The organism is Campylobacter concisus (assembly GCF_902460875.1).
GTDB lineage: Bacteria > Campylobacterota > Campylobacteria > Campylobacterales > Campylobacteraceae > Campylobacter_A > Campylobacter_A concisus_AA.
On record NZ_CABPVR010000007.1, the window covers coordinates 215600 to 228220 of the forward strand.

The window sequence follows — 12621 nt, forward strand, 5'->3', positions numbered from 1 at the left end:
TCCTTTCAAAATTTATTTAAATAGCCCTTTGATCTTCTCAAAAATCGACTTTTTGCCAGTCTCTTCTTGATTTATCGCCTCGCCAATCTGCTGCACTGCGATCTGTGCGTAGATGATAGCTCCCTTTGGATCGCAGTTAAAGAGGTTTGAATATGAGCTTGATTTGTTTAAATCAAGCGGATTTGGCTCCATGACCTCAGTGGCCTCAAGCAGGCCTATTTCTAGCTCACATGCGTAGTTTAGCGCATCTAAAAAGGCAGGTAAATTTTGAGCGTAAAAGCCATCAATCTCATCTTTTATCTCGCCACCTGCTTCATAATCAGCCTTTAGTTTAGCTACGTTTTTAGCACTCACATAAGCACCACAACAGTAGTTTTCGGTGATCTCATTATAAATTTCACCACCAAATTTATCCAAAAAATCGCTTGGTAAAATTTCTTGCCAGTTGCTGATATATTTTTTAAATTTCTCATTTTGCCGCGCCAAAGAGCTTAGCGCTGTGCCCCGAGTGTAGAAATACTTTCTAAAAAATCCTTGCGTGACGGCGATACAAAAGCCGTGAGTTTTGTTAAAAATTTCATCGTCTTTATATTGCAGTGCAGCGTTTAGTGTATCTTTGTACTTTTGGGCGTAAAATTCCTCTACGCCAGCCTTTGTTGCAAGTGACAAAACCTCGTCAAATTTACCAGCCCTTGTGAGCTCAAGTGCTTCAAAATACCACTTTGAAATTTCATCTTCGCTAATGGCGTGATAGCTTATATCATAGCCCATTATCTGCTCTCATTTATGAAAATTTCGATGTTTGCGACGATCTTTGCGATGAGCGTCTTTCTAGCCTCTAAGCTGCCCCATGCCACGTGCGGCGTGATGAGTAGATTTGACTTCTTTTTTACATTTAAAAATGGGCTATTTTCGCTCATTGGCTCACTTTCTAAAACGTCGGTGCCAAAGCGTACATTTCTCTCATCTATCGCCCTTGCCATAGCTGCCTCGTCCACTATGCCGCCACGTCCTAAATTTAACACTATCACATCATCTTTTAGCAAATTTATCTCGTTTGCACCTAGTAAATTTCTAGTTTTTTCATTTAGCGGTGCGTGGATGCTGATGATGTCGCTGCCCCTTAGTATCTCTTCTAAGCTTTTTTGCTTAAATTCGCTATTTTTATTTGCTCCGCTTGTCGAGTAGTAGCTCACGTTTGCACCAAATGCACGCGCCACTGCCGCCACGCTGCGTCCTATTTCGCCAAGGCCGATGATGCCAAATTCTTTGCCAGCGATCTCGCTGATGTCTGCGCCAAGATAGGTGAAAATTTCGCTCTTCACCCACTTGCCACTTTTTACGTATTTGTCATAAAAATTGATGTGATTTGTTAGCTCAAAAAGCATGGCAAATGTGTGCTGAACGACGCTTGCAGTTGAGTAGCCAGCGACGTTTTTAACAGCTATATTTTTAGCTCTTGCATGCTCTAGATCGACATTGTTCATCCCAGTTGCGCTTATGCAGATAAGCTTTAAATTTGTCGCGTCCATCACGGCTTTGTCGATGACGACCTTGTTTGTGATGACCACGTCAACGCCCTTTAGATGAGGCACGACCTCTTCGCTTTTAGTTTTTTGGTAGCTGATAAACTCGCCAAATTTCTTAAAAACACTAAGATCAACGTTCTCCCCCAGCGTGGCCGCGTCTAAACAAACGATCTTCATCTTTAGTCCTTAATGAAATGTCCTACAAATTTAGAGTAGTTATCTAAAATTTTGCCGCCCTTTCTATATCCAAGCGCACACGCTTCATAAGCGTAAAATACGCCTGCTTGGTAGTTATCGCCTCTTTCATCTTGATTAAACTCGTAAAATTCTTGATAAATGGCTTTGTTTGAGTCGTATTCGCCGTCATTACTTGCTATTTGTGCGCCGTTTTCATCGTGTATCGAGACGTTTGCGCCCTCTCTACCAAATACTGGCTTTTTCACATATTTTTTGCCCTTTAGCGGCTCGTTTGAGGTCTCAAGTAAGAGTGGATGATTTGGATAAAGATCCCAAAGAATTTTTAAAATTCCCTTGCTTTGGAAAAGTAGCGTGTAGGCGGGATTTATGATGATGGCTTTTTGGTTTTTGATGATATTTGAAAGTATAAGTGCTAGCTCGCCTTCGTCGATCGCTATGCTCTCCCAAGGCACGAGTTTAAACCAGTACTCGAAATTCTCATCATCTTTAAAAATGCCTTCGTTGTCGTCAAAAACGACTTCATCAACGTAAGCAAAGTCGGTTTTAAAGCCGGCCTCTTTTGCGATGTATTGTAGTAATTTTACGGTTTGCTCGTCCTCGATACTGCCAGCAATTGAGCTAAAGAGTATCCCCCAGCCCTCGTAAACATCCTCAAAATTTACATTATCATCGCCAAGAGTGATAAGGCGTTTAAAATTTTGCTTTAGAGCTTCGTAAAGGTTATTAAATTGCTCTGCTTCATCCATGTGATTTAGCTTTAGCATCGCCCATTGAATGATCGCCGTCTCAAAGACTGCCGTTGGCGTGTCGGCGTTAAATTCGATCAGTTTTATTGGCTTGCCATCAAGCCCACCAGCTAGATCAAATCTACCATAAAGATGCCAGTGAACGTCATTTTCCCAGCTTTTTTTGATGCTATCAACAAGGTTAAATGGTATGCCTATCTCGTGAAAAAGGTTGTTGTCAATGACGTACTGAGCGGCATTTACATACATATCGTATAGCTCATTTGCCGCTTCGTAGTAAGCATCCGCTTCGCTTGCTTTCACCTGTACGATCTCATCTGCGATATATGAGCTGTTGTCATTATCTGTGTGCCATGCAAAGCCGATTTTTTCCATAAATTCGTTATTTAATGGAGTGATTTTTCTTAAATTTATCATTTTAGCCTCCAAAGCTTGATTGGCTAGAGCTTGAGCTTGATTTTGAGCCACCACCGAAAAATCCACTTTTTCCGCCGCTACTTCTTGCAGCAGAATTTGCTGCTTTTTGCTTATTAAAGCTATCAACGCTTCTTGTGTATGCGCTTGGATTTTTGTAAGAATTTTGACGAGTAGCTTGGAAATTTTGATTTCCAAAAAGCTTGCTACCTATCCAGCTACCAAGTATCGCGCCAGCAGCTGAGGCAAGTATCGTCTCACCAAGACTTAGCCCACCGCTACTTAGCTGGGCGTCACTCGTTTTTGTTAAATTTGAAGTGCCATTGTCGATATTTGCGTTTGCTTGAGCTAGGAGCTTATCGATCTCGTCTTTGCTTAGCACACGCTCAGTGCCGTTTATATCTTTTAGCACAACTCTAGTTTCAGTACTTGGATACTCTTCTAAAATTTTATAAACTCCAGGCGCGCTCTCTTCGATAATGACAAAGGCGCCATTTTTTTGCGCAACCTCGTTTAGTGCGTTTTCATCACCGCCATTGTCACTGCCACAACCAGCAAGGCCAGCCATAATGATCGCACCAAATCCGCCTACCGCAGCATAAGTAGCTATTTTTTTAATGTGTTTCATATCTCTCCTATCAACTCTTTTAAATTTTTATGTCTTCTAACAAGTATCACACCTCGTTTAAATTTTATAAATTTTGAGTGGTGTATCGCTTTTATTATCTTTTCACTGGCTTTTTTCGTTGCCTTTGGCTTTAGATTTAGCTCCTTTAAAAATTCACTTAAATTTATCCATTTTGACTCATTTTCTATCTCGGCCTCTATCGCTTCACTGCTTGGCATATCGTCGTTTTTTTGTGCTAAAAGCGGCCTTTGCATGGCATTTAGAAACTGCATGAGTTTCTCATCCCTGTCCTTATAAATTTGCAAAATTTCATTTTTTCGCTCGATTAGCATCTGCTCTTTTTCTTTAAAAAGCCTATCTTTATCAGCCTGTAAGTTTAAATTTAAGCTCTTTAGCTCGCTTAACTCATTTAGCAAATAATTTACAAATTCATCATTTTGGGATTTAGTTTTTGTACTTTTTGGAGCGGATTTTGTGGCCTTTTCGCTACTTTGTTTCTCGTCAAGGATGACAAATTTTGTACCATTTTCAATGACTGTATTTATCGAACCACGGCGGATTCTATTATAGACTGCTTCTTTTGTTATGCCTAAAATTTCTGCAGCTTCGTTTATAGCTAGCTTTTGCATCGAATTTCCGTTTAAAATAAAATAAAAAAATTGCTTTGATTATAAAAAAATAAGGCTAAAAGAAGAGTTAAACAAAGAGAGCAAAGCCCTCTTTGTCTTGGTTTTAGAGTCTTGACTCGTAGCGTCTAAGCATATAAAGACGTTTAAGCATTTTCTTGCGAGCTGCAATTTTTTGTTTTTTGCGGATCTCAGTTTTAGGCTCAAAGAAGCGTCTAGCTCTTGCTTCAGTTACTACTAAGTTACGGTCAGTTTGTTTCTTAAACTTTCTGTAACCCTCGTCAAATGACTCGTTAGGATGTACCTTAATACCAGGCAACGTCCTCACCACCTTTCAGATTAAAATAAGCCGTGAGTATAGTTTAATTTTCATAAATTTAAGCTTTTAACTATTTTTTTTTAAAACTCTTTTAATGCCATAAGCTTTATAATCATAAAATTTCAAAAAAGGCTTATTATGTCAAAGGATTTTCATCTTAGCTACGCCAAGAGGCGTTACATTTTTTTCGCCTGTATTACGCTATTTGTCTTTGTTTTGCCATTTATCAGGGTAAATGATGCACAGCTATTTTTGCTAAGTTTTGATAAAAGTAGAGTTGATCTATTTTTTACAAAATTTGATATGCAAGAGCTTTATTTGCTGCCATTTTTATTTATCATTTTGTTCTTAAGCATATTTTTCCTAACGACACTTGCAGGGCGCGTTTGGTGCGGTTGGAGCTGTCCACAAACTATTTTTAGAACGATATTTCGTGACCTTTTGCAAACTAAAATTTTAAAGATCAGAAAAAATATCCAAAATAAACAAAATGAGCCAAAAGGACAAATTTTAAAGTGTGCTTTAGCAGTTGGAATTTGGTGTGTTTTAGCTCTTGTTATTTCAGCAAATTTTTTATGGTATTTTGTGCCGCCGCTTGATTTTTTTGCTTATTTAAAAGAGCCAAGCGAACATGGAGTTTTGCTTGCATTTTGGCTTGTTATAGCTATTTGGTTAGTTTATGATGTCGTCATTTTAAAAGAAAATTTTTGCATTTATGTCTGTCCTTACGCTAGGGTGCAATCAGTGATGTTTGATAACGATACGATCCAAGTTATTTACAATCAAAAAAGAGGCGGCGTAATCTATAATGGAAAAGAGAAATTTAAAAAACCAAAAGAAGAGGGCGCGCTGTGTACTGGCTGTGAGGCGTGCGTAAGAGTATGCCCAACGCACATTGATATAAGAAAAGGTATGCAGCTTGAATGTATAAATTGTCTAGAGTGTAGCGATGCTTGCGCTAAAGTGATGAAGCATTTTGATGAAAGCTCGCTTATTGAGTGGAGAAGTATAAATTCTATAAAAGAGCAAAAAAGAGTCAAAATTTTACGCTTTAGAACGGTTGCTTACCTTGTCATTTTGGGCATTGTCTTAACAGCTGGGGTATTGATGAGTGGCAAAAAAGAAAGTATGCTTTTAAATATAAATAGAACAAGCGAGCTTTATAAAATTTTAGGCGAAAATGAAGTCGAAAATTCTTACGTATTTTTGGTGCAGAACACACAAAATAAAGAGCACGCCTTTTACTTTGAAGTAGATGATAAGAATATAGAAATTTCTCGTCCAAATAAGCCATTTATATTAAAAGCTGGTGCAAAGCAACGAGTAATCGTCACGCTAAAATCAAAAAATGAAAATTTAAGCGATAAAGATCTTTTAAAACATATAAATATCAAAGCCTATGCCACTGACGAGCCAGCTATCAGCGTGCAAAGGCAAAGTACTTTTATCTATCCTAAAAGATGATAAAATGGCAAAAATTTAATAGGAAGCAAGATGGCGATCTCAGAAAAGGGTAAAAAAAGATATGAACTTATCGTAAAAACAGCACTTGAACACAGCACTTGAACTATTTTTAGAAAAAGGATACGAAAAGACAAGCTTAAGTGACATAGTAGCGATAAGTGGCGGATCACTTTCTAGCATTTATACGTTTTTTGAGAACAAAGAGGGGCTTTTTGAGGCGATCGTTGAGCAAGAGATAGATAGCCTTATAAAAGAGATCGATGAGAAAATAGATCTTAAAATTTCTCACAGCTTGGAGGAATTTTTAACCAAATTTGCAACCATAATATTTTCTATCGTTTGCAGCAAAAGGCATATCTCTCTTGGTAGGATAATGATGAGTGAGGGTTCTAAGAATGGTGGCAAACTTGGTAAGACATTTTTGGATCAAATTTTAAAAAAGATCGATCTTGTGCTTATAAATTTCTTTGAAAGAGATGAGGTAAAAGCCAAACTTGATTCAAAATTTTCAGCCAAATTTGCTGCAAAGTACTTTATACAAAGTGTGATAGGAGCTTATTACTACGATTCGCTTTTGATAAATGAAGAACCAAAGCTTAGTGAAAAAGAGCGTAAAAAGCATGTTGGCTTGTGTGTTGAGTTGTTTTTGAATGGAATTAGTAAAAAATAAAATTGACTTTTTATTTGTTTTCTAATAGAATCGAGAACTTTAAATTTTTGTAACAATTATTACAAAAACTAAATATGATATTAAAATTTAAAATTAAGAGAGGTTTTTATGGCAAATTTTAAAAGTGCTCTTGTGCTTTCGGTTGCAGTTTTATTTCTAAGTGGTTGTTTTGAAAATAAAGAGAATAAAGCGGCAGCAGGTCACCAGATGCCACTATCTCATGTGGATATTTTTACCGCACAAAAAACAGACATACCTATTAGTTTCGATTACACCGCAACGGTTGCAAGTAGTCAAGATGTTATTATCTATCCAAAAGTTGGCGGAACTATCATAAAGCAGTTTTTTAAGCCGGGAAGCAAAGTAAAAGCAGGCGATAAGTTATTTTTAATAGATCCAGAAAAATATCAAGCTAGCTTTGACTCACTTGATGCCTCTGTTGGTGTGGCAAATGCAAATTTGAAAAATGCCGAGACCGAGTTTAAAAGAATTTCTGCCCTTTATAAGAAAAATGCAGTCTCTCAAAAAGACTATGACGCAGCAGTTGCAGCCTATGACATTGCAAATGCGAATTTAGTAAGCGCAAAAGCAAATTTAAAAAATGCGAAAATCGACCTTGGCTACACGACTATCACAGCGCCATTTGACGGCGTAGTGGGTGATAACCAAGTAGATGTTGGCTCGCTTGTCATAGCAAACCAAACAAAGCTTGTAAGACTTACAAAAATAAATCCTATTGAAGCAGAATTTTATATCGCCGATGTGGATAATCTAACTAGAAAGACAAATTTGGATAACGGCTCATGGCAACAGCTAAATAGTGACACTGTGTTAAGTGTCAATGGCGAAAATTTTAATGGTAAAGTAAATTTTATAGATAATGTCGTAAATACCGCAACTGGCAGCGTTTTGGCAAAGGCTAGCTTTGATAACAGTGAGGGTAAAATTTTACCAGGTGCGTTTGGTCATATAAAGATGAGTGGATTTGTGCAAAAAAATGCCTTTAACATCCCTCAAGTTGCCCTTCAACAAAGCGCTACAAACTCTTATGTTTTAGTTGTAAAAGATGGTAAAGTAAGCCAAAAAAATGTAAAAACTAGCTACCAAACAAAAGATATGATCGTAGTGACTGAGGGTCTTGAAGAGGGCGATAAGATAATAGTTAGTAACTTCCTTAAAATTGGAGTTGGCGCACCAGTTGAAACTGATAAAGACCTAAGTGCGGAATTTATAAATGGCAAAGATGCAAACGCTACAAGTAGCAAGTAAAGGCAGATAGATGTTTTCAAGATTTTTCATAAACCGCCCGATATTTGCAACTGTTATATCTATCATCATAGTTATAGCAGGTTTTATGGGTATCAAGGGGCTTCCAATAGAGGAGTATCCAAGTCTTACACCGCCTACTGTCTCTGTAAGTGCGACATATAGCGGTGCTGATGCGCAGACTATCGCCGACTCAGTCGCAAGTGCGATTGAAGATCAGATAAATGGTGTTGAGAATATGCTATATATGCAAAGCACCTCAAGCTCTGCTGGCACGATGAATATAAGCGTATATTTTAAGATCGGCTCATCGTCAAAACAAGCTACAATCGATGTAAATAACCGCGTGCAAGCTGCTCTTTCAAGGTTGCCTCAAGAAGTGCAAAATATGGGCGTAACGGTACGCGAAAGAAGTGGCTCGATCCTTCAAGTTGTTGGCTTTACAAATCCAAATATGAACCAAGTTGAGCTATATAACTATGTAAATTTAAACATTGCTGACGAGATTAAAAGGGTAAATGGTATCGGCGATACAGTGCTAATTGGCAACAAAGAGTACTCGATTAGAATTTGGCTAAAGCCAGATAGACTTGCTCAGTTTAAATTAACTCCAAGTGACGTCATCTCTCAAGTAAAAATTCAAAACTCACAATATGCCGCTGGCAAGATCGGCGAGCAGCCATCAAAGGGTGAAAATCCTTATGTTTATTCGGTAGTTTCTGAAGGACGTTTTAAAGATCCAAAGCAGTTTGGCGAAATTTTGATAAAAAGTGAAGATGGCAGCGTTGTAAAACTAAAAGAGGTCGCCACAGTCGAGCTTGGAGCTGCTAGCTACGCATCTGAAGCTATGCTAAATGGCAAGCCAGCAGTGCCACTTTTGCTATTTTTGCAAAACGACGCAAACGCACTTGCAACTGCTGAAGCGGTCAAAGCAAAGCTTGAAGAGCTAAAGAAAACCTACCCAGTTGGCTTAGAGCACACGATAGCTTACAATCCAACTGAATTTATCACCGTTTCAATAGACGAAGTTATAAAAACTTTCGTAGAAGCGATGGTGCTAGTTCTTATCGTAATGTACTTCTTCTTAAAGAGCTTTAGAGCTACCATCATACCGATGCTAGCCGTGCCAGTCTCTATCATAGGCACATTTGGCGGACTTTATGTGATGGGCTTTAGTATAAATTTGATCACACTTTTTGCCCTGATCCTAGCTATCGGTATCGTCGTGGATGACGCGATCATCGTTATAGAAAACGTCGAGAGAATTTTGCACGAAGATAAAGAGATAAGCGTAAAAGACGCGACATTTAAGGCGATGGAGGAGGTGCAAGCTCCGGTTATCTCTATCGTGCTCGTGCTTTGCGCAGTTTTCGTGCCAGTTTCATTTATGGAGGGCTTTGTTGGCGTTATACAAAAGCAGTTTGCGCTAACACTTGTTGTCGCCGTTTGTATCTCAGGCTTTGTCGCTCTTACGCTTACGCCAGCGCTTTGTGCGGTTATGCTTAAAAAGCAAGAGAACAAGCCATTTTGGATCGTTCAGAAATTTAACGACTTTTTTGACTTTAGCACTAAGCTCTTTACAGCTGGTGTGGCAAAAATTTTAAAACACGTCATCATTAGCTTTATAGTAATTGGCATAATGGGATTTGCAACGTATGGCTTGTTTCAAAAGGTGCCAAAAGGGCTTGTGCCTTCAGAAGACAAGGGCGCTTTGATGGTTATCACCTCGCTTCCACCTTCAACAAATATGCTAAAGACTAAAGAAGAGGTAAAATCTATTAGTAACGCCATTTTGAGCAATCCAAATGTCGAATTTACTATGGGCGTTGCAGGTTATGATATGCTAGCTAGCTCACTTAGAGAAAACTCAGCCATTAGCTTTATCAAGCTAAAAGACTGGAGCGAGAGAAAAGGTGCAACAGACGGCGCAGATGCCTTAGTTGGTCAGTTTAACGGCATGCTTTGGGGCTCTAAAAACTCAATGACCTTTGTCGTAAACGTGCCACCTATCATGGGTCTATCAATGACTGGCGGCTTTGAGATGTATCTACAAAACAAAAGTGGCAAGAGCTACAACGAGATAGAAGCAGACGCTAGAAAGGTAACTGCAGCTGCAAACGCAAGACCTGAGCTAACAAATGTGAGAACTACGCTTGAGACAAACTACCGCCAGTTTAAGATCACGGTTGATAAAGAAAAAGCAAAGCTATTTGGCGTAAGCGAGAGCGAAATTTTTAGCACGATAGCGGCTACTTTTGGCTCTTACTATATAAACGACTTCAACCTTGCTGGTAAATCTTACCGCGTATATGCAAGGGCGAGCGATAACTTTAGAAACAACCCTGAGGATCTAAGAAAGATTTTCGTCCGCTCAAATGAGGGTGAGATGGTGCCATTAAATTCAGTAGCGACGCTTACAAGATCGATCGGACCTGATATCGTTGATAGATTTAACCTATTCCCGTCAGCTAAGATCATGGGCGATCCAAAAACTGGCTATACATCAGGTGATGCGATCAGAGCGATCCAAGAGGTCGTAAATGACACGCTAAGTAGCGAGGACTACGCTATAAGCTGGGCGGGAACGGCGTATCAAGAGGTAAATTCTCAAGGAACAGGCACGGTTGCTTTTATCTTTGGTATGATTTTTGTCTTTTTGATCCTTGCGGCTCAGTACGAGAGATGGCTCATCCCGCTTGCGGTCATCACAGCCGTACCATTTGCGGTATTTGGCTCATTGCTAGCAGTTTGGATAAGAGGTCTAACAAACGACATCTACTTTGAGATCGGACTCTTGCTACTCATTGGTCTAGCGGCCAAAAACGCCATTTTGATCGTAGAATTTGCAATGCAAGAGCGTGATAGCGGTAAGAGTATATTTGACTCAGCGATAAATGCAGCTAGACTTCGCTTTAGACCAATTGTAATGACATCAATTGCATTTACTTTAGGCGTCTTCCCGATGGTTATAAGCACAGGTGCTGGTGCAGCATCTCGCCACTCATTAGGAACTGGCGTGGTTGGTGGCATGATCGCTTCTACGACGATAGCGATATTTTTTGTGCCAATGTTTTACTATTTGCTTGAAAATTTAAATGAGAAATACTGGAAAAAGGGAGCAAAAAAAGATGAGAAATAAGGCGTTTATACTTATAACGGCGGCGTTTTTAGCTGGTTGCTCATTTCGTCCAGATATGCCAAATGTAGATACAAATTTCACATCTACTTACGCTTATGAGACAAGCGATATAAGGGATCTTTGGTGGAGAGAATTTAAAGATGAAAATTTAAATTCTCTAGTAGAAAATGCACTTGAGAAAAATACAAATTTACGTGTTGCTTATTTAAAATTAGAGAAAGCAAAAGCAAGCCTTGGCGTAGCTGAGGCTGACTTGCTCCCTGGGGTAAATTTAAATGTAGGCTACACCAAGGCAAAAACCAGTGGGGAAACCTACACTAAGCAGCCTCAAACACGTTATAGAAGTTCGAGCATAAATTTAGGACTAAACTACGAGATAGATCTCTGGGGCAGAGTAAGAAATAATGTAGCTGCAGCTGAAGAAAGCCTAAATGCAACCAAATTTGACTACGATAGCGCGAGGCTAAGTATCAGCTCAAGTGTTGCAAAAAGCTACTTTGCGTTAGTTTCATTAAATATGCAAGAAGCTGTGCTAAGAGAGACTTTAAAAACCTATGAAGACACGCTAGTGCTTCGCAAAACACAGCTTGATCTTGGAAGCATAAATGAGATGACTTATTTGCAAAGCAAGGCAGCAGTAGAAAGCGCTAAGACCAATCTTACTTCTATATTAAATGCAAAGTCAAAAGCTATCACTTCACTAGCCATCTTGACTGGTAAAAGTAATAATGAAATTTTAGGTGGAGCTATTTCTAGCTCACAAAATTTACCAGCTTCTCCCGAGATAAGTGCTGGCATTAGCTCTGAAATTTTGCTAAGAAGAAGCGACGTGGCAAAGGCACTGGCTGATTTAAAAGCTACAAATGCTCTTGTTGGTGTTGCAAAGGCTGAGTATTTTCCAAGCATTTCACTGACTGGGCTTTTTGGCTTTTCAAGTATTGATTTTGAAAATATCTTTGTTGGAAATGCTAATACATGGAGTATAGGCGGCTCTTTAGCACAGAAAATTTTTGATTTTGATAGGACAAAAAATAACGTCGCAGTGGCTAAAACAAATGAACAAATTGCCACTGTTAATTATGAAGCAGCGGTAAAATCGGCTCTTGGCGAAGTAAGAGATGCGCTTGTTTCAAGGCAAAATTCAAAAATTTCTTTGGAACAAGTGAAAAATTTGCTAAAATCCCAACAAAGAATTTACTCGCTTGCTAAAGAGCAATATGACGCTGGCTATATTGGGCATTTAGAGCTTCTTGATGCGGAGAGAAATTTGCTTCAAGCAAAATTACAAGATGTCTCGGCAAAGCTTGATGAGGTCGATAGTGCAGTCGAAGTTTATAGAGCTTTTGGTGGCGGTTTTAAGTTAGAAAAATAATTAAAAAGGAGAGAAATTGGGAACTAAGATATTAAATTTCTTGTTTTCTTGGGGATTTTTTGTTTTTGCTATTGCTCTTGGCGTAGCATTATGGTTTGCGATAAATTACGTGGATACATTTAGGCTTGAGTCAAGCTTTTATGATATCGGTGAGATATTTATGATGGCGGCTGTTTTTTGTATTGCTTTTTATGTGATCGCAGCGATATTTGTTATTCCTATTAGAGCGATCAAAAAATCTTAATCTTTC

Annotated in this window: 12 protein-coding genes; 6 read left to right on the forward strand and 6 right to left on the reverse strand. The window is 38.8% G+C overall.

The annotated features are described in order from the left end of the window. Positions 1-12 precede the first annotated feature (12 nt). The 6 genes from F3H01_RS04945 to rpsU all read right to left on the reverse strand — a co-directional run bounded on the left by F3H01_RS04945 (position 13) and on the right by rpsU (position 4460). Entirely contained in the window at positions 13-771 is a 759-nt protein-coding gene (locus F3H01_RS04945; protein WP_149725037.1) for a hypothetical protein, read from the reverse strand. Next, on the reverse strand, positions 771-1706 hold the full coding sequence (locus tag F3H01_RS04950; RefSeq protein ID WP_149725038.1) for a D-2-hydroxyacid dehydrogenase: 936 nt from the start codon (positions 1704-1706) through the stop codon (positions 771-773). Before F3H01_RS04950 ends, F3H01_RS04945 begins: the two co-directional genes overlap by 1 nt. 2 nt (positions 1707-1708) lie before the next feature. Further along, the gene (locus tag F3H01_RS04955) at positions 1709-2890 is read right to left on the reverse strand and encodes a glutathionylspermidine synthase family protein (protein ID WP_149725039.1); all 1182 of its coding nucleotides are present in this window, start codon (positions 2888-2890) and stop codon (positions 1709-1711) included. Position 2891: 1 nt separating this feature from the next. Further along, positions 2892-3515: a UPF0323 family lipoprotein gene (locus tag F3H01_RS04960; RefSeq protein ID WP_149725040.1), complete on the reverse strand. Its 624-nt coding sequence runs from the start codon at positions 3513-3515 to the stop codon at positions 2892-2894. After that, entirely contained in the window at positions 3512-4144 is a 633-nt protein-coding gene (locus tag F3H01_RS04965; RefSeq protein ID WP_149725041.1) for a DNA-binding protein, read from the reverse strand. The genes F3H01_RS04960 and F3H01_RS04965 overlap by 4 nt, the downstream gene beginning before the upstream one ends. A 103-nt stretch (positions 4145-4247) precedes the next feature. Next, entirely contained in the window at positions 4248-4460 is a 213-nt protein-coding gene (gene rpsU / locus F3H01_RS04970; RefSeq protein WP_009294994.1) for a 30S ribosomal protein S21, read from the reverse strand. A 138-nt stretch (positions 4461-4598) separates the two neighbouring features. On the opposite strand from rpsU, the gene ccoG reads away from it, so the two are divergent. From ccoG to F3H01_RS05000, 6 genes are all read left to right on the forward strand, one after another. After that, positions 4599-5924, forward strand: coding sequence for a cytochrome c oxidase accessory protein CcoG (gene ccoG / locus F3H01_RS04975; protein ID WP_103644512.1), 1326 nt, complete (start codon positions 4599-4601; stop codon positions 5922-5924). Between the two features lie 85 nt (positions 5925-6009). After that, complete coding sequence (locus F3H01_RS04980) at positions 6010-6594, forward strand: TetR/AcrR family transcriptional regulator (protein WP_149725042.1); 585 nt, start codon at positions 6010-6012, stop codon at positions 6592-6594. Positions 6595-6702: 108 nt separating this feature from the next. Beyond that, positions 6703-7863 (forward strand): efflux RND transporter periplasmic adaptor subunit, encoded by a 1161-nt coding sequence (locus F3H01_RS04985; RefSeq protein ID WP_149725043.1) that lies wholly within the window; start codon positions 6703-6705, stop codon positions 7861-7863. A 10-nt stretch (positions 7864-7873) separates the two neighbouring features. Beyond that, on the forward strand, positions 7874-10999 hold the full coding sequence (locus F3H01_RS04990) for an efflux RND transporter permease subunit (protein ID WP_149725044.1): 3126 nt from the start codon (positions 7874-7876) through the stop codon (positions 10997-10999). Next, positions 10989-12371 (forward strand): efflux transporter outer membrane subunit, encoded by a 1383-nt coding sequence (locus F3H01_RS04995; RefSeq protein ID WP_149725045.1) that lies wholly within the window; start codon positions 10989-10991, stop codon positions 12369-12371. Before F3H01_RS04990 ends, F3H01_RS04995 begins: the two co-directional genes overlap by 11 nt. A gap of 16 nt (positions 12372-12387) precedes the next feature. Beyond that, positions 12388-12615 (forward strand): hypothetical protein, encoded by a 228-nt coding sequence (locus F3H01_RS05000; RefSeq protein WP_021090435.1) that lies wholly within the window; start codon positions 12388-12390, stop codon positions 12613-12615. Positions 12616-12621 lie beyond the last annotated feature (6 nt).